The sequence below is a fragment of the Cohnella silvisoli genome, from assembly GCF_021190915.1.
Classification (GTDB): domain Bacteria; phylum Bacillota; class Bacilli; order Paenibacillales; family Paenibacillaceae; genus Cohnella; species Cohnella silvisoli.
Genome location: NZ_JAIOAP010000001.1, coordinates 145,329 through 164,659, shown reverse-complemented (window position 1 = coordinate 164,659; position 19,331 = coordinate 145,329). Strand labels below are relative to the sequence as shown.

Annotated in this window: 12 protein-coding genes; 3 read left to right on the top strand and 9 right to left on the bottom strand. The window is 53.7% G+C overall.

The window, feature by feature from the left end; all coding sequences use genetic code 11:
• Window positions 1–8: 8 nt before the first annotated feature.
• From K7P76_RS00700 to K7P76_RS00680, 5 genes are all read right to left on the bottom strand, one after another.
• Entirely contained in the window at window positions 9–635 is a 627-nt protein-coding gene (locus K7P76_RS00700; protein ID WP_232182150.1) for a DUF8426 domain-containing protein, read from the bottom strand.
• An 88-nt stretch (window positions 636–723) separates the two neighbouring features.
• Window positions 724–2,370, bottom strand: coding sequence for a glycoside hydrolase family 28 protein (locus K7P76_RS00695; RefSeq protein WP_232182149.1), 1,647 nt, complete (start codon window positions 2,368–2,370; stop codon window positions 724–726).
• Between the two features lie 92 nt (window positions 2,371–2,462).
• Window positions 2,463–3,998, bottom strand: coding sequence for an ABC transporter substrate-binding protein (locus K7P76_RS00690; protein ID WP_232182148.1), 1,536 nt, complete (start codon window positions 3,996–3,998; stop codon window positions 2,463–2,465).
• Window positions 3,999–4,084: 86 nt separating this feature from the next.
• Window positions 4,085–4,957: a carbohydrate ABC transporter permease gene (locus K7P76_RS00685; protein ID WP_232182147.1), complete on the bottom strand. Its 873-nt coding sequence runs from the start codon at window positions 4,955–4,957 to the stop codon at window positions 4,085–4,087.
• Window positions 4,957–5,889 carry an ABC transporter permease gene (locus K7P76_RS00680; RefSeq protein WP_232182146.1) on the bottom strand — a complete coding sequence of 311 codons (933 nt, stop codon included), beginning with the start codon at window positions 5,887–5,889 and terminating at the stop codon, window positions 4,957–4,959. The genes K7P76_RS00685 and K7P76_RS00680 overlap by 1 nt, the downstream gene beginning before the upstream one ends.
• A 230-nt stretch (window positions 5,890–6,119) precedes the next feature.
• On the opposite strand from K7P76_RS00680, the gene K7P76_RS00675 reads away from it, so the two are divergent.
• Window positions 6,120–8,351 (top strand): helix-turn-helix domain-containing protein, encoded by a 2,232-nt coding sequence (locus K7P76_RS00675; RefSeq protein WP_232182145.1) that lies wholly within the window; start codon window positions 6,120–6,122, stop codon window positions 8,349–8,351.
• Between the two features lie 15 nt (window positions 8,352–8,366).
• Here K7P76_RS00675 and K7P76_RS00670 read toward each other — a convergent pair whose 3' ends face one another.
• Window positions 8,367–9,560: an enolase C-terminal domain-like protein gene (locus K7P76_RS00670; RefSeq protein ID WP_232182144.1), complete on the bottom strand. Its 1,194-nt coding sequence runs from the start codon at window positions 9,558–9,560 to the stop codon at window positions 8,367–8,369.
• 106 nt (window positions 9,561–9,666) lie between these two features.
• Between K7P76_RS00670 and K7P76_RS00665 the strand changes: the two genes are divergently transcribed.
• Together K7P76_RS00665 and K7P76_RS00660 are read left to right on the top strand one after the other, a co-directional pair.
• Complete coding sequence (locus tag K7P76_RS00665; RefSeq protein ID WP_232182143.1) at window positions 9,667–10,557, top strand: helix-turn-helix domain-containing protein; 891 nt, start codon at window positions 9,667–9,669, stop codon at window positions 10,555–10,557.
• A gap of 100 nt (window positions 10,558–10,657) precedes the next feature.
• Window positions 10,658–12,880, top strand: coding sequence for an alpha-amylase family protein (locus K7P76_RS00660; protein WP_232182142.1), 2,223 nt, complete (start codon window positions 10,658–10,660; stop codon window positions 12,878–12,880).
• Between the two features lie 160 nt (window positions 12,881–13,040).
• Here the strand turns inward: K7P76_RS00660 and K7P76_RS00655 are convergent, their stop codons facing one another.
• The 3 genes from K7P76_RS00655 to K7P76_RS00645 form a co-directional block, all read right to left on the bottom strand.
• Window positions 13,041–14,363 (bottom strand): sulfatase-like hydrolase/transferase, encoded by a 1,323-nt coding sequence (locus tag K7P76_RS00655; RefSeq protein WP_232182141.1) that lies wholly within the window; start codon window positions 14,361–14,363, stop codon window positions 13,041–13,043.
• 62 nt (window positions 14,364–14,425) lie between these two features.
• A complete protein-coding gene (locus tag K7P76_RS00650; RefSeq protein WP_232182140.1) occupies window positions 14,426–17,569 on the bottom strand; it encodes a beta-galactosidase in 3,144 nt (1,047 codons plus the stop codon).
• 28 nt (window positions 17,570–17,597) lie between these two features.
• Window positions 17,598–19,328 carry a hypothetical protein gene (locus tag K7P76_RS00645; RefSeq protein ID WP_232182139.1) on the bottom strand — a complete coding sequence of 577 codons (1,731 nt, stop codon included), beginning with the start codon at window positions 19,326–19,328 and terminating at the stop codon, window positions 17,598–17,600.
• Window positions 19,329–19,331 lie beyond the last annotated feature (3 nt).

Below are 19,331 nucleotides of genomic sequence, written 5' to 3'. Positions count from 1 at the left end.
TGAGCGGATCATTTCGCATACTGCAAAATGGCCAATGCGGCGCGTTCGCGCCGCTCAACGTCATCGCTTCTCATCGCTTGCCGCAAGATGTCGAGCGCTTCTTCGATTGTCTTGTGATCGACTTTGTCCTGATTGCCCGTCTTGAGGTTACTAGCTGTCTCCGTAGGAATCGATACCCATCGGTTCAATTGCGCCATAGGAAACGGATGCTTGAACTGCGATATCGTGCCGCTATCCATTAGTAATTCCTGAACAGCGGCATTCAACTCGGAACGAGGTATGCTGTTTAACCAGGTAACGCCCCGCCGATGGCACATGCCGTCCTCGCCAGTGTCGGATTGTTCGACGTAATAATAATCGCCGCCATCTCCCAAATAGACCGATTCGGAATCGGAAATCAGCACGTAATCCCCGTCCTGCATCGTATGCGTGAAAAGACTCACTTCTCCTAGCCTCTCAGTCAATTCTTGCCCCTGATAGTGATAAACTTCTGCCAATCTCTTCTGTATTTCATCCTTGCCGACATTCTCCAAGTCCCCAATGCCCGGCCAGCCGATGCTGACGAAGTTCTCTTTCAGAAACTCCGCCATCCGGTCTATCCCCTGCAGCGTCGATTTGATATGAAATAAGTTCATCCGCTATTCCTCCGTATCCCATCGAACTCATAGGGCCGCGTATAGCAATAATATAGCCGGAGTGAATAGCGCTTTGCAACGGAAACCGTTAGTTCGGGCTTATGTTAGCCGAAAGAAGAAAACCATGATCCGAAGGAGCGATCATCGTCTCTGCCTCCTCCATATCGTTGTGCACGAACAGCCCTTGCCGATCCACCTGCTCCACCTGCAAGAAACAGCTAGTTCCCGGCTTGGCTATACTGTTGCGGACGCTGACTTTGCTTCCATTGCGGAGTAGAATAGCAGCCCCATCCGTCGTATCCCCCAATTGAGGCTGCGGCTGACTACCGGAAAATCCGTCAATGATCAACCCTTCGAAATGTTCGATCTCCAATCCGTTCTTCACGTACTCCGGCAGCCGTCCCTGCCACTGGACATCCACGTTTCGCAGCGTCAAGTTCCGCACATGACTGGCGTAGAGTGCCGGTATATCGTGAGCGAACACATTTAGCCTCGGATCGCGGGACGGACGGAAATCGAAGTTGCCGCCGAACGATTCCTGCAGCGGTCCTTCCTTAAGAGTTATCCGGACGTTGTCGAAGGTCAAATCTTCAATGATGCTGTCCGCGTTTCCGGCCACGACAATCCCTTGCTCGCCAATCGCCGTTATATTGGTGAAAGTCAGATTGCGAATACGGCCCATCGTGCCCGTGAATTCCGGTTTGGTGTGTGCGGGAAGAGGAACGACGGAAATATGAATCGGCTCCGCCTTCCCCCACCATTTGCCCTTATGCAGCCGGGTTTCAATGATGATATTAGAGAAAACAACGTTCTCGATCGACTCTCCCTCGCGCAAGTAAACTCCGATGCCTCGATTGGAATTATGAATGACGATGTTGTGGAATAGGAAGTTACGGAAATTGCACGCATCCCAGCCGAGGCGTATGCCGGCCGACCTGGAGACGATCGTGCAGTTCTCGACTACGATATTCTCGGATTCGCTTTCCCCATACCCTTCGGCGCACGGACTGAAAGCGAGCCCGTCATCCCCGCCTACTATATTGCAATTGCTTATACGCACATTGCGGCTTCGGCTAACGTCAATGCCGTCGGCATTCGGCACCAGCAGACTGTTCCGTATCTCAAGGCCCGTTAGCAGCACGCCCTCCGATCTGGCCACATGCAGGCACCAATTCGGCGAGTTCCGAATTTTGATGTTAGACACCTGTACTTCTTGGCACGACAAAATAAGAATCAGAATACCCGGACGAGTGTTGCATTCCAACGGTCCATCATCCGGCTCGTCGTTAACGAGATGATAATTTTCTCCTTGCCGCGTATATTCAGCCATAAAATCGCGATCAAGATCCGCCTGCCCCTGCCGGATGAAGGCATCGCTATTACCGTCTATAACCCCTTGCCCCGTAATCGACACGTTAACAACGCCGATCACGGTAATCAGTACTTTATTGCGGAATTCGCTCGTATATGGCAGCGTTGTATAGTCGTCGATATCCGGGCTCCCCAACAGCAAGGAACCCGCTTCCAGATGCAGCGTGACGTGACTAAGAATCTCAATCGTTCCCGTCAAGTAGATGCCAGCCGGAACCCGAACCGTACCTCCTCCATGCCGATGGCAGTCCGCTATCGCTCGATTTAACGCTCCCGTATCCTTGACTACACCATCCCCGGCAGCTCCGTAATCCCGTACGTTATAATTGAACAAAGGCGCTCCGGCCATTGCGTTCATGGTCATTTAACTAACCCCCTATAATAAGGGAGCAGGCTGCCGATACATTTCGGCAGTCTGCTCCCCTCGGTCCCCGTACCCGATCCCTGATCGGTCTATCATTTCTGCGTTTTCCACGCTTCGAATTGCTTCTTGTATTCCGCCACGACTTTGTCGAGGCCGGCTGCTTTCATTTTCTTCAGCGCGCCGTCATAGTAGTCCGCGTACTTGACGACACCCATTTTAAGCGGATATACGCTTGTTTTGATCTCCGCGAGCAGGTTGGCATACTCGACGGACACCGGCGTGGTGTCGAAGGTAAATCCGATATTCGGCGCGTTTAACGCATCTTTATTGAGAGTCATCGTCTCCAGCAACTTCGGATGCCCGTTCGTCGGAATTCGCGTGAACGGCGCATACCCGACCATCCATTCGGAAAATTGCGATTCATTGCCTACCGGACGTAATTTCTCCATCTTATTCGGACCAACGTCCTTCCACCAGTCATCCTTAGGCCCGTACACGAGCAGGTCGAAGTTTTCCTGGGCGCTGTACAACCAGTCGTAAAACTTAATCATGCCTTCCGGATTTTTCGATGTTTTCGGAATAACGTTCGCGTTCGTGACCAGAATCGGGCGCATCCACGGCTTATTCGGCGCCAAGCGCACCGCATCCAGCTCCGTTTCGGGTTTCTTCTGCTTGATAACCGGATAATCGAAGAACACGTTTCCAAGCGTAAAGGCGAAATCTCCGTCCGTAATCGGCTTCGTGACTTGGTCTAACGGCAAAGTCAGAATATCAGGGTTAATGAGGCCTTTCGTATACATTTGGTTGAAATATTCGTTGTCTTTTCTAAATTCGTCCGTCTCGATCCACGACTTCACGTTGCCGCTTTGATCGATGTAAATCAGGTCATCCACTACGTTAAAAGGATAAGTATCATACTCGCGATGAAAAGCGCCCGCGATGAAATTCGGCTTCATTACGAAGTACATGTTCGGATTGTTCTCCGCTTTCTTGATCTTATCCGCTTCATCGATCATTTCCTGAATCGTCTTCGGCGGGGTTAGGTTATGCTTGGCAAGCAAATCGGAGCGAAAGGACACCATCTCATAATCGTTTGCCCATTCCCGGTTCAGTACGGGGATGCCGTAAATTTTCCCGTTGATCTTAAGCCCTTCCCACACTTCGTCCGAGAACTTGCTTTTCAAATTCGGATATTTCGCCAAGTAGTCATCAATAGGCAGCAAGGCTCCCCGGCCGACATAAACGGACGATTTGATCCAATCCTCCATGATCGTCAGATTGTCGAACGCTTCGTTCGTCGATAACATCAGATTCGTTTTCTGCTCCCAAGCATCCCAGCCGATGTATTCGTATTTGATCTGGATGCCCACCCCGTCGGCTTTCAGCTTTGCGTTGACGGCGTCGAATCGTTTCGCCGCCTCCGTCGGTTCGCTGCCCGGCGCGACGAGCTTCACGGTCGTAAGCTCCTGCTCCTGCGTCTCTTTAGTCTCTGTCGAAGGCTGCTCGCTGTTCTTGCTAGCTTCTGCCGTATTCGACCCGTTTGAGCCTTTGCTCGAACAGGCCGCGATCAAGCTGAGCACAAGCATGGCTGCAATTAACACGCTAAACGCTTTTCTGTAATTCCTCATTTTTCATGACCTCCTCAATAAGAACCGTTATATGATCCGCTTGCATTATGTTGGATCCGTCCTCGCCATGGCTCGAAGACGAATGGTCAACCTTTGATAGAGCCAACGACTAAGCCTTTAACGAAATACCGCTGCAAGTAAGGATACATAAGCACGATTGGACCGATCGTCAGAATAGCGGTAGACATCTTGACCGATTCCGTCGGCAGAATGCCTCCGTTGCTCGCGCCTTGGATCAAAGTCATCATCTGGATATCGGACTGCAGCTTAAATAAAAAATACTGCACCGGATACAGCTTCTGATCGCTCACGAGCATGATCGCGTTCCACCAATCATTCCAGTAAGCGAGCCCGTAGAACAGAGCGATCGTCGCAAGAACGGGCTTGCACAGCGGGAAAATAACGCGGAACGCGATTATCGCATCGTTCGCGCCGTCGATCTTCGCCGACTCGACTAAGGCATAGGGCAAGGAAAGCATATAATTACGCGTCAGGAAAAGGTTAAAGGCGCTGAACAACAGGCTCGGAATCAGCATGGCGAAAATATTGTCGTTCAAGCCGAGCTCCCGGCAAATCATGTACCAGGGCACGATGCCGCCATTAAACAGCATGGTGAAGAAGAAAAACAGCGCCATGTGATTCCGATAACGGACCGCCCGATTGAACAGCGTGTACGAGGCCATGGCCGTGATCATCACTGCGCAAAGGGTGCCTGCAACGGTAATGAACAGCGAAATACCGTAGCTGCGGAGCACGATACTCGCATCGTGGAACAGTATTCGGTAGGCCGCAAGCGAGAATTCATTAGGAAACAAGCTGTAGCCGTTATGCCGGATCGAATCCTCCGTCGTGATCGAAATCATGAATACGAGCAGCATCGGGAGAAAACAAAAGAGGGCGAACAGTGTTAGAAAAGCGTAGATCAGGACGTTCGACAACTTGAGCCGGGGTGCGGTCATCAGAACAACGCTCCTTCCGGAAATTTGCGCCGAATGAGGCGGTTCACGCCATACACGAGGATAAAGCCCATCGATGCCTGGTAAATGCCGACAGCCATAGCTTGCGCGGGATCTCCCGACATACGGAGCGCACGGTACACGTACGTGTCGATGACATCGGTCGTAGGCAGCAGCAGCCCGTTGTCGCGGATAATCGAATACATCATGGCGAAATCGCCGTAGAAAATTTTACCGATCGCAAGCAGCATCATAATCATGACGGTAGGCATCATAAGCGGCAGCGTGATCGACTTAATTTGCTGCCAGCGGTTCGCCCCGTCGATTCGTGCAGCTTCGAACAACTCGTGGTCGATCCCGATAATGGCCGCGAGGAAAATAACGGCCAACAGCCCGGCATCCTTCCATATCCGCATGACGGTCAGAATACTCGTCCAGGCATCGGCGGCGGCGTACCAATTTTTCGGCTGCATGCCCAGCATCTCCAGCATTTGGTTCATTACGCCGTACTGCGTAGAGAAAATGTTATAGACGACATAACTTACGATCACCCAGGATAGGAAATAAGGAAACAGAAACATCGATTGCGTCGTGCGAAGAAAACGTCTCGATTTGATCTCGTTCATGACGATCGCCAGAATAACCGCCATCGCGTGACCGAATACGATAAACAGGAAATTGAGGCGGATCGTGTTCCAAGTCACTCTTAGCGCGTTGTTGGATAGGAAGAAAAACTCGAAATTCTTAAAGCCGATCCACTCGTTCTGCCAGAAATGCGCGGTATCGTAGCTGAATTTCTGAAACGCCATCATGAGGTATGGCAACGTCGCATAACCGAATATAAAGGTATAGACAATAGCCGGCAGCGCCAGCAAATAGCTAATGGGATTTCGCCAAATATCCCGGATAAAGCCGTTGCCCGCTTTTTTAACCACTCGATCACTCCTTGCCTAGTCTGTGCGGATACCCCCATTCTAGGCTCGCCGGAACCGACGGGTAAACTTAAAAAAGCGGGAAACGGAGATGTCCCGTTATTTTTGAGGATTTCGATTTTCGTAGATTCCTTCGAAAACATCGCCATTTTCCGGATTAACGGCTTTTCCATTGAAACTTCGGTTTCCGCGCGCTACAATGCTTCTAATCGCACATAGGAAGGAATTTATCCATGAGCCTATGGAACAATATCAAGCGCTATTCGATCTATCGGAAGCTGCTCGTTTCCTATCTTTTGCTCGTGCTGCTGTCCATCCTGCTTATTTCCGCGTTTCTCTACCAGCGTTTCTCCTACCAGGCCGAAGCGGAGATTAACCGGGTAACCCTTACCACGTTGGATCAACTCGATCAGGCAACCCGTTCCATACAGGATCGGGTCATTTCCGTTGGCAGCGAACTGCTGCACGAACCCGATCTGATTGCCGCCATGTTAAGCGACTCGACCTCCCCTTTGCTTGAAAATGAGGTCGTAATCAAGCTGCGCAACATCCAAGCCGTCTATCCTTTCATCGAATATATAAGCGTGTATAACAGCAATACGGGTCGATATCTCAATCATCGGGGCATTACTAAGGCAATAGATGGCGAGCTTATCGGGCGGATCGAGAACGGCGGAAACGGCGCTTATATGGAATTCGTTCCAAGGCGCCTCGACCTTACTCCGCTTGGCACGCCTATGGATCCTATTCCTATTCTTTCGTATGTTCTGTACTCGAACTTCTCCAATCTCATCCCCAAAAGCGGCGCGATCATTATCCACGTTAATGAAGAAAAAGCGATCGGGGAGTTAACCCGCAGCCTTGCGGCGTCTACGGGTAACGAATGGATGGTTCTCGACGGACGGGGCATGGTCATATCCCATAGCGATCCCTCGCAATTCCTGAACAACCTCTCCAATGAGAGTTTCGTAAAGACCATATTGGCCTCTCCGCAATCGGAGCAAGGCCATTTCACGGAATCCTCCGGCGGCGACAAGCAACTGATCAACTTCTCCAAATCGGCGAAAACAGGCTGGATCCTGATCGGAAAAAGGCCTTACGAGCAATTGTTCCTTGGCCTGGACGGCAGGCAGACGATCATATGGGCGGCTACCCTCATCCTGACGATCATCGGCGTATTGCTGGCTTTTCGGCTGGCAAGCCGGATGTTCCGGCCGTATTCCGCCTTCCAGAATCAACAAACCCTGCTGGAAGCTTCTTGGAAGAGAGCCTATCCGCTCCTGCAGGAATCTTATCTTCGAAAGCTGCTGACGGGCCAGAAGTCAGGCGGGGCAACGGAAACGAATTTGTTCGAGTGGCCGTCTGGTGAGGAATGCCGATACTGCGTAATCGTCGCGCAAATCGATGATTACCGGCAGTTTCTCGCTCGGAGCAATAAAGATCGGGAGCTGATCCGCTTCGCCATCCGCAATATTGCCGATGAGCTCATGAAGCCTTACGGGACGTTCAGAACGCTGGAGGTGGAGAACGATCATCTCGTTATTCTGGTGCGGTTCGGTGAATCAAAGCCTGCCGAGCATTTCCTGCTGACTTTGATCGAGCTGCAGCAGACGGTTCGGCAATATTTCCGAATGACCGTCACGCTCGGTATCGGCGATGTCGTCCATGCCGAGGAGGCGATTAAAGACTCCTATCATTCCGCGCACGGATATTTGAAATACCGTTTATTCGTAGGCCACGGCAGCATTATAGATCGAGATTCAATCGCTTCCCAGATCGGGAAGGGCGGAGATTATCCGGCAAAAATGGAAGATTCGCTCATCGATGCGATCAAGCTTGGCCACAAAAAAGAGGCGGACATGGAAATCGACCGCTTTCTTGAAGCCATCCGCCCGCTTGATTACAAATACGCTTTCGTGTTCGCTAACCAGCTCGTCATCTCCGTGCACAAGCAGTTCGTGAACATTCTCTCGTTCGAAGATGGCGATTACGAGACGCATGGATCGCTGCTGTATTCGTTCTCGGAATTCGAGACGCTGAACGAAATCGGGGCGGCGTTGAAACCGCTCTGCGCCACCGTTATCGACCGAATCGAAGAGAAGCGCGGCAATCGCAACCTGGAGATGATCGAATCGGTGTTGCAGCTGATCCGGTCTCATTACAACGATCCGAACCTGTCCCTCGAATGGGCGGCCGACCGGATGCATTACTCAAGCGGGCACCTGAGCAAGTTATTCAAGCAGGCAACCCATCAGTCGTTTAACGATTACGTCAATGCCATCCGCCTGAATGAAGCCGTACGCCTGCTCCGGCAGACGAACGACTCCGCTGCGGTTATCAGCGAGAAAGTAGGCCTGGGCAGCACGTATTTCTTTACTTTGTTCAAGAAAACCTACGGCATGACGCCCGCGCAGTTCCGACTGACGCCGCTTCCCGAGGAAACTCCCCCGGAGAAGCAAGCTTAGGAATTGTGATTGCGTTCAGCCTCTGGCTGTCCGCCAAGGCTGCTTCATCACTTCCGCAAAGCCGCTCTCATCCAGCTCGAATCCGATTCCGGGCAAATCCGGAACCTGGACGCAACCGTCACCTCCAAGCTTGAAAGGATCCCGCATATAACCGTACCCGATTCGCGTAACTCCCGCTTCCCGGCTGTCGTTCACTTCGTTATGCTCTTGGATCAGGAAATTCGGTATCGCGGCTCCGAATTGAACGCTCGCGGCAAAGCTCAAAGCGCTTAGCGGGCAGTGCGGCGCTATGGAGGCGTATGAAGCTTCAGCCATTGCGGCGATTTTGCGGAGCTCCGTAAATCCGCCCGCATGCGCCAGATCGGGCTGCACGACTGAGACTCCCGCTTCGAGCGCTTCCCGGAAAGCCCATTTGCCCATCCATCGCTCACCCGCGGCAATCGGCATCGATGCTTCGTCTACGATACGCTTGATGAGATCGATGCGCTCGGGCTGCAGCGGCTCTTCCACGAACAGCAAGCCGAACGGCTCGAACCGCCGAACAAGCTGCAGGGCCCGACTCATGTGCGTATTATGAATGTCCACCGCGATGTCGATCTGCCCGCCCACAGCCTCCCGAACAGCTGCCACGCAGCTTTTGATTTCATCGAGGTCGGCAAGCTGATCGAGCCGGTCTGATGGACCGAAATGCAGCTTCAGGCACCGGAATCCCCATTTAACCAGTTCCTCGGCGGAACGGGACATTCGCTCAGAAGCCCAGCCATCAGCGGGATCTTCCGATCGCGATGCAAGTGGTGTCGACCGATAGGGCAAGCCGGGCTTCACCGTATAAGGCTGCTCATCGTGACAGGATCGGTACACTTTCACCCTATCCCTGAACTTGCCGCCGAGCAGCTTATGAACAGGCAGCCCATACGCTTTGCCGGTGATATCCCAGAGCGCCATGTCGATGCCGCTTATCGCGCTCATTTTGACGGGGCCGCCTTTATAACCGTTGCCTGACTCGTACATTTTCCGCCACAAGTATTCCAAGCGCGTCGGGTCCTCGCCAATCAGGAAAGGCGCAAGCCGATTGACTTCCGCCATCACGACTTCAGGGTGATCCTCGAGATAAGGCTCGCCCAAACCCGTAATTCCGCAATCCGTATGGATACGGACCCACACCCACGAAGGTGGGACCTTAAGAAGCTCAAGCTCGGTAATTTTCATCGGTACTCCTCCTTGCTTCTATTGTATGGCTCGCTATTGCGCTTGTAGTTAGCTAGAATCAAAGATAGAGTATCCATTCTTACGATTCAGGAGGAACCGATCGCCTATGCACAAGCCCGACCTGGCCGCGCTCTATCCGCAGGAAACGCTAGAAGCGCTTAGCGACTTCCGGTTCCCGCCCTACATCTCGCTCGCTCACATCTTTAACGCTCCTCGCGACTGGAGTTTCTCTGGCCGCATCCTGAAGCAATACGCCCTAAACTACGTCATCGGCGGTCGAGGCGAATTTACGGTCGGCGGCGGTACTCACGTTGTCGAGAAGGGGGACGTGTTTTTCTACCGTCCCTTCGAAGCGCACGGGCTTCGTTCCTTGCCCGGCCGCGCATTCATTTCGATAACCGTCGTTTTCCACTTTGCGGATACTCCTTTTCCGATGGAGGATTTATTGGAGGGGGCGCATATGCTCGGATGTTATGCCGGACATGCGGTTGAGCATCATTTTGCGGAGCTCGTCGCTAAGTATCGGTTGCCCGGCTTAGAGAACCGACTGGAATGCCAAGCGCTGCTGCTGACCATCCTCGCCGAAACGTCGCGCCACGCCTCCGGCCGCAAGCAAGAAGAAGCAGGACGACGCAAAAACCTTGCCCGCCTCATCCTCGTCAAAAACCATATCGAGAATCATCTAGACCGCAACCTGGACGTACCGGAAATCGAGCGCTTATCCGGTCTGACGTGGAACTACATCATCGTCGAATTCAAGAAAACGTTCGGCACGACGCCGATGCAATTCCTCATCTGGGCGCGCATTTCCAAAGCCAAGGAGCTCGCCCTGCAATCCCCGCTGTCATTCGGCGAAATCGCCGCCCAGGTCGGCTACAACGACATTCATGCCTTCGGTAAAATGTTCAAAAAGAAAACGGGAATGAGCCTGACCGATTTCTGCTCCTCCCTGTACAACACCGATCATCATATTCAGTGGCCTAACCAGAAATCATGATTTTGGACACCTCTTTCCCTACGCCGACTAAATACTTTCCTGCCGATTCGTCCTTATAATGGTGAAGACCAGATGAAACCGGAATAGGCAGGTGTTACCCATGAAGCTGCAATATTCTACAATAGTGGCTGCGGCTGCAGGAAGACGATTGATCTGGGATACGGAAAAGGATCAGGCGGTATTGGCGGTTTACCCGGACGATGCGGGAGAAGTTGGACATGTCCCTGAGGCGACACATTTAAAAAGTGTCATCTGGTCCGGCAGCCTGTTGCCGGCTTTCGAGCTGGCGACAGACGACGGCGGTACGATGTATGTAAAAGCTTCGGCGATCTCGGTGGAACAAGCTACTGAGCGAGGCTACCGTATCGCTCTCGATTTCGGCACTTTCGGCGTTGGCTCCCTGCTATGCGAAACGACGGATTGGGGACTGTGCTTTACCCGGATCGAGGCGAATTGGACAACCGATACGAGGATTGTCTCCCTGCGATTCGGTTCTCGGCTGATGACGGAAAAAGAGAGGGCACGCGCACCTCGGCTAGACCGAACGTTCTGGTCGGATTGGTCGTCGGAAGGCTACTGCGTCCCGGCCGCCGGTTCTTCTCCGACCCACTCGTTCTGGCGTTCCTGGGATATGGGCGACGCCATGCTACCCCTTGGCAGCTTCGGCGATGCGATGGGAACGCCTTACTCCGCCGCCTTTCCGCGTCCGCTTTATGCCGCGGCGATGGGCGGCCGGCATGGCTGGATCGCCTTCGGTCCCGGCGAAATGCCTGATGCGCCGCTAACGCTGCAGCTGCAATCCACAACGGCAAACCTGCATTTCGCTTACCGCGAGGACCTGTGGATGGCTCCCGATCTTAGGCGCCGGGTATGGACGGAGCCGCTTCGCTTGGCATGGGGCGACACGGGATATGACGCGTTTAATCGTCTCTATGCCGCATTCGGACCGTTCCAGCCCAAATCACCGCATCATGTGCGATCCTTCATCTGTACCTGGGGAGACTTCAAGGAAGGGCGTTATGACTTAAAGCAATATACGGAGCGAGTATCCCGCAGCACGGCGGCGGACATGGTCATTATGGACGACCATTGGGAGACGTTTAACGGAAGCGGCGAGCCGAACCTGGAGAGATTTCCGGATTTCGAAGCGGATTTGGCGGGGCTGCGCGATCGGGGATATGAAATCGCCCTCTGGCAAAGCATTGGCTGGACGGATGATCCTGAGCAATCCTGCCTGACCGCTGAAGATTTGCTTTGCGGAGCTGACGGCTCCCCTAGGCAGTGGCGGTGGTCGGGCAACCCGCTCGGTGAAGGCGGGTATCATTACCTGCTCGATCCCAGCTCGGAGCGGACGAGACAGCTGATCATCGAACGCACTCAGCGCATCATGCGCAGATGGCGGCCTGCCGCGCTGAAGCTCGATTTCGGCTATGGCTTTCCCAGCCCGGACGTATGCGCGCCGCGCGATCCCGCTTATCGGGGCGAACGTCTTGCCCACGCCTTGCTCAAGCTGGCTTATGATGCCGCCAAATCTGTTGATCCCTCGGTTACGATCATCTATTACGGCATTCATCCGCTGCTTCGCGACGTCACCGATATGATCAATCTCGACGACCTCGGCGATGCGGGCGACAGCGCGGCTCATGAGATTTCCGGCCACAACCAGCGCTGCCTGTGGGCATCGCTTGCGGCATCCCATGGTATGCCTATCAACACTTCGACCGGCTACTACTGGGATACGCTCGGCTCCATTCTTCTCGACACCGCGGTCGTAGGCGCTAACGGCCTGACGCTCGGGGAGTTCGATAACGATGGCAATCGAATGACCGATTCCGACATGAACCGCTGGGCTGCGCTTCAAGCTTGGCATCGGCGCACTTGCGGCTGGAAGCCGCTATGGCTCGAAGGCCATACCGGCAGCTTGAAAGGCGAACCGAAGCTTGTTTCATGGGGAAGGATAGAGAGTCCGAGCGGAGGGGATTCGGCACTTACCGCTCTTGCGCTGCGCAATGAAGGGCAGGAAACGAAGCATTACGATCATGTTCCTTACGTTCGATTCACAGGCGAATGGGCGCTTATCTCCATAGATGACCGGGATTTGAAGCATGCCGGCAGCCTCGCCTGCATTCCTTTCGCAGCTGGCACCCTTGTCATCGATGGCGAATTCACAGCCGTGCACGTCTATGGCGCAGTCGATGGGCGCCTGACTCATTTGCATACATTGCCCGGCTCAAGCTCCACCACTGGTCAGCAGGAACTGCGGATTGTGGTGTCAGACGAGGAGTTGTCCAGTATCGCTGGTTACGTGATCGAACGAAAGTAAAAAATATACGATCCCTAGCATCGCGCTAAGGATGCAGAAAAACAAAGACCGCACCAACACGATGTCTAAATTCTGACATGCGTCGATACGATCCAACCATTACGAACCATTCTCTATTTTCCAAAAAGGGAACTAGCTTGGAGCAGCGTATAGCATCATCTTACCGTTCTGCCAACACTACAGAAGCCCAATCGTCTACATCCCGTTCCAGCCGGGCAGCAATTTCCGGAAAGCGATCCTTTAAATTGATCCGTTCACTAGGGTCTTCCTCAATATTCGACAAATGAAGCTGCTCCGCAGCCTTTCGGCTGAAATCCAGGACGCCATTTTTCACCAGCTTCCATTTGCCTTCGCGGACCGCCAACTGGCCGCTGTACTCCCAGAATAACTGCTGATGCGGACTAGGTTGCCCCTCCATCAACAGAGGGACAAGACTTTTGCCATCTACATGGAGATCGCCGATATTAGCCGCCTGATTGTCCGTATCGACGCACGCAAATGACATAAATGTCGGAAAAATATCCATCATGGCACAGATTTCATCGCAAACCCAGCCGCCCTCAATGAGAGCAGGGTAGCTGAGAATCGCCGGCTCGCGGATTCCGCCATCGAACAGGCTGGCCTTGTGCCCTCGGAAAAGTCCTGCACTTCCCCCATAATATAAATCCTCCGTACCATCCAAATAATTGCGCGATTCGGTTGAAGGGCCATTATCACTGGAAAAGAAAATAACCGTATTCTCGTAATGCCCGTTCTTCTTCAGTGCTTGCACGATCTCTCCCACACCATCATCCATCGCCGCAATCATCGCAGCCATAATACGTTTATCTGGCGGCAGGTCTGGGAAGCGGTCCAGATAGGCAGCCGGAGCATGCATCGGATAATGCGGGGCGTTGTAAGGAACGTAGAGGAAAAAAGGGTCTTCCTGACGTTGGCACGAATCAATGAAATCAACCGCCTTCTCCGTAATCAGCTCCGTCATATAACGGCCATTGCACCACACTTCACGCTCATTCTCCCATAAATCATGTACCGGATTAACGCCATTTGCCTGCTCATAGTAGAACAAATGCGAGTAATAGTCGATACATCCGGCCAGAAAGCCGAAGAATGTGTCGAATCCATGCGCATTAGGCCCATTGTCTTTTGCCGTACCAAGATGCCACTTTCCTATTAATCCAGTGCGGTAACCCCGTTCCTGCAACGCCCGGGCCAGCGTCACCTCTGAGGAGGACAGCCCCGATGTCCCCCGCTTGCCGCGAAGTATGTGGCCAATTCCGGCGTTTGCCGGATATTTCCCGGTCAGCAAAGCTGCCCGCGATGGCGAACAGACCGGCGAATTGGAGTACCACTGCGTAAAGCGTACGCCATCCGCTGCCAATTGATCCAGATTGGGCGTCAGCATCTCCGTTGAGCCATAACAGCCCAAATCGCCATATCCCAAATCATCGCAGTAAATGACAATAAAATTGGGTTTGTCCATCCATTCACCACCCTCCGAATAATCAGGAGCTTGACCATCGAGCCAAGAACCGTTTATTCATTTCATGTTACCCGCTCCGCCTCGTACTCCAGTACAAGAACTTCGTCTCCTCCGCACACCGAGACAAGCCGTCCTTCGGCGTCCGCGGCGAACAGCACCGTCCGCTCGCTTTCCAATTCGAACGAATACCCTTTGCCCGTTTTGGAATCTCTGATCTCGATCGAAGCGTCATAGCCGTATTCGGACACGAATATGTACAACGCCCCCTCGCCGAAAGCGACTTTGGATCCGAACACCCCGTGAAGCTCCTCGCCACGAATCCACTCAATCGACGGGTGATAACCCGCAACCGATAAGGCATGCCGGTACACCGCGACGATCGCTTCCGACCTTTCGTTCAATTCGATCGGCAACGGACACCGGATGAACGTTCCTTTTCCCAGCTTCATCATCCGAACCGAAGTCGGTTCCGCTTTGCGCGCCAGCGCCTTCGCGTCGGCACAACTGCCGCTAACAGGCAACTCCTTATTCACCTCGGAAATGCGGTTGACCCCGAAAGAAACCGGCAGCACGCAACCGTCGACCTCGATAGCTTCCTCCCGCATGACGTTGCCGAGCTCGTATTCCCCAAGTTCCTCCGCGTAGCGGGACTCCGGCCGCCAATATTCGTCCAGCCCGATCGGGCCGGTGAATAGGACGGTTCCTCCGCTCTCCTTCACATGCCGAACGATCGTATCAAGCGCTTGCCGGCTGAAATTGTGCGGGCTAGGTACGATGATCAACTTGGGCGGCGCTTGTTCCAGCGATTCCAAATGATATTCCCCGACCGCGCGGAACGGAACTTTCATCTCGTATGCGAGAACCCGCGTCAGCTTCGTCGTCGCGTCGAAGGCCAGCTTCCTGTTCGAGAAATCGTTCGAATACGGGAATACGACAACGACGTCTTCGAGCTCCCGATCCTTGAACAAATGTCTGATTTCTCCCATAAAACGACCGTAGCAATAGGATACGTCCGCTTCCGGCTTTTCCGTGCCGTCCGCGCGCAGCGCGCCGATATTGGATTCGTTGACGTTGTTCATGTAACAATTCGTGTTCCATATCCACTGGACCGCCCCGGCTCCCCCCGCCGCGAAAGCATAAGCGTATTTTCTCTCCAGAATGTTGCGGATTTCGAGCTCTGAACGTTTCGCCCGGCCGTTCGGCGTTTCGACGTACATGATGCCCGTCTCTTGAATCAGATTCGGCTTATTCGCCGTTTTGGAGAACAGGCTGTCCCATAGCAGATGATCCATCAGCCACCAGGAATGCACCGTCGTATAGTCGACAGCGTCCGCATAGAAGAATGGCGACGGCCTCTGGGAGCCGAGCCCTTCATCCTGGCCGACGGTTACCATCTGCGAGCCGTTATGCGACCGGATCGTGGCGATCAATTCCTTAGCCCACCGGTTGTGCATCTCCATCGTGAACAAGCAATAATCCAGCCATATCCCGTTTCTCTTCGCCAAGGCGTTATCCACAATATTGAAGCTAATCTCTTCGGGCTGCGGCAACGATACGGACGAGAACCCAGGAAATTCGTCAGGGGTCATGTCCCAGCGCTCTTGCAGCTCACGAATGTCGCCGTGGCGGTTCTGCAGCCATTCCGCGAAAGCCGTTTGCTCGTAAGCATCCCCTACCGTACGCGGTCCCGAGAACACGCGCTTCGGATCGAACATCGTCGGTTCGTTGATCAGATCCCAATGAATGTTGGTCGAGCCGACATGACGGGACACGACCGCAGCGATCAATCGCTTCTGGGCAGCAACGCTACGCGGATCGAGATAAGGGTTGACGCCCTCCCACATTTCCGGAGTGAACGAGAAGAACGTAAAGACGACTTCCAACCCGTGTTTCTTGGCCGTCAAAATAAACGAGTCGATCGATCTAAGCACTTCCTCGTACGGATGGCCGTCAACGAACATGACCTGGCGCCAGGCCGTCCATATCCCGGTACGAATCATGTTAATACCGGCATGCTTCATGCGAGCCATGTCCGCATCCCACAATCCGGCGTTCGGCATGAACAGGAATTTCCTCGCGACGTCGGAAGTCATGTACGTCATTCCGACGATCGGCATAGGTTTGCCCGCCTTCACGAAGTAATCGCGGTTGACCGTCAGCCTCTCCCCTTCGCTCAGTAGGCTGTCATCCCGTCCCCAGAATCCCTGTCTCAGCACGCGCCTCTCTCCACGATCGGACAACGCTTCGCAAACGACGCGGTAGAAGCCCGGAGCGACCGGAACGGGAACTGGCAGCCTTTCGATCCTGAGCTCCCGGGAAGACGGCAAGCTCACCTTTTTCTCCCAAAGCGCTTCGTGCCCCTCTTCCTCGTATACAGCAAGAGCAATCTGCCATGCTTTGGCGGAAGGCCTAACGGGACCCAGTTCCTGCATATGTAGGCTCAGGACAGGCTGCTCGCCGGGTTCGTAGCAGGAATAGTTCGGTTTGAGCCACATTTCGGTGACGCCTTCCGCGCAGTACGCTCCCCAGTCGCGAAGCGCGTCCAAGCCCCCGTTGTCCCAGAACGCTTGGCCGATTCGCTGATTGACGAATAGCCACCGGCCTCCGGCGAACTCCCCCTTCGTATTCTCAATCAAGGTCACCGGAGCGGACAGCTTCCTCCCCTCGCCCGAAACGCCATACAACAGAGGATAAATGTGGCCGTCCATCGGACCGCTCGACCCCAACTCGCCGGGACGGTCGTCCGTCCGGGTCAGATGGAGCGTGAACGAGCAGGTCGGTTCGATCGCCAATAACGATTCGTAGCCCGCCGCCAACGAAATATCCGGATTGGCCTCCAGTCCGATGATTCGGTCCGCGTTCGTCTCCAGCACCCCGTGAATGCGAAGCTGCCGATGATAAGCCGTCTGCACTCCCTCCGCCTTCCATTCCCCCTGCTCGCGATAGACGGGAATTCGAAACGGAGCGCCCCCTATTTGAACGAGCCCTTTGCCCTGTTTGAGATATCGAACGATGGACTCCCATGCCTGCTTCGGAAAATAAGGTCCATGAAGCTGAATCCATACATCCGCGGAAAGAAGAGCGTCGGCCAAGCCGTCCGCGTCAACTACCTTGTACTTGCTCTGAAGCTCGTTTCTTGCCTCATCGCTCGGACGCTGTCCGTCGTAAGGAAAAGTAGGATCGTAGAATACGATTGTGTTCATCATCGGAGTAGGTTCATCCTTTTCATAGTCGCTATTCATCGATACTTTCGTAGTTCAGCGTAACTCTGCCGATCTGCGCAGCCCCTGGTGAATCCGGAAACCGGATTTTTACATACTTAGTCCCTTTCGGAAAAGAGCCGCCTGTATAGATCGTTTTGTTTTCCGTACTCTCCGCAGCCTTTTTGTCCGGGGTGTACGGCTCATAACTGTCGTCGTCCGCCGAGACGTAAAACCGCAGATCCGCGGACGGATCGCTTTCCGCCAGCCAGGCTTCGACCGTAAAGCCGGACAATACGCCCTTTCCCGACGCAAACGGAGCTTTGTAGATCACGTACTCGTTCTTGCCGGATTCGTTCGTAAGCCTCTTCTCGTCCCCTCCGAACGAATCGGATGGACGGGGATCGTAGATCACGCGTCTGCTCAGTCTGTACGTTCGGGTCAGATCCTTAAGCTCGTCCTCGATTGTTCCGGATTTCTTGGATTGTTCCCATATGGCCTTGATCGTTTCCTCGTCGCCGAACGATGATGGGTACACCTTGCTCGGCGTGATGGCATTGTAGTAATCGTTGGAGCCGACGGGCGCATTGCCAAGCGTATTGTATGCGGCCATTTGGAGATGGCCGTTCGGATCGTTCGTCCGGATCCAGTCATAGGCGTAAGCCAGCCAGGAGCGGCGATAGTCGTCGCCCTGATGAGCGAACCAAGCTATCTCGTCATACCCCCAAGGCAAGAAGAAATCGCTCTTCCCCGGGGTACCATACGTACCCCCAAAGTTATCCAATTCGATCAAATAAGGCGTATGGGACGAAACCCATCCTTGGGGGTTCAGGCCACCTATCGTTTTCCGATAGAAGGAGTCGAGATAATTGAGCTCCAATTTCGTTTCCTGGGGAAAATGGGGCAGCGGTTTGTTACGCGCCGGATAGCCCACGAAATCGAACGCCAGCTTTCTCTCGGACGCATTCGCATTCGAGGAAGAAACCGAACGTTCGCCCGGACTATCGTCGTACACTTCGTTCACATGCGCGTCGAGCAGAACGTTATGACGCCTGCCGTGCTCCGCTGCATAAGCCCGAATCCGTTTCAGCAATCGGTTCCATTCGGCGTAGCCGATATCTTCTTCCCCCATTAGCCTCACTTGTCCCATATGAATCGATTCGTAACCGAGATCGATGAATCTTTTGGCCCGGTAGAAGAAAAATAGTTGCGTCTCCTGCTGCGTAATGTCCGGCACCGATTTTCCCGGTCCCCAGTTATCCAAATATCTTCCATCGTGATACAGCATCGCTTCGTAATTGAAATTCCGCTTCTCCGGCGGCAGCTCGAATTCTTCAAACACCCAAGCCGGTATCGGGATATCGTTCACCGATTCCGCCGTCGTCTCGAAGATGGCCGCCTGCAGAATGATCTCCGGGTCCTGGGCATGAACGGCTTCGGCCATCTGCCCGGCACCGGTGAACATCGACTCGTCTGCTTCAAAATCCGTCCAGATTATTGCGGCCCTTCCGATATGCTTCGCGCCTGTATTCGCGATAAATCGCAGCCATTCCCGCTTCTTCTCCGCATCCTCATAAAAGAAGGCTAAATTCAGGATCTTCACGGAACGGGACAAGTAGCGATTCAGCGTATCTTGCGACATGTGGCCGTCGAACGCGTAACCGGAAGCTTCTTGCTTTCCGTTGTCTTTCAACTTATCCGCGGCCATTGCCCAAATCCCGGCTAGTATACCGGCCGCCACGATGACCATGATCCATTTCCGCACAGA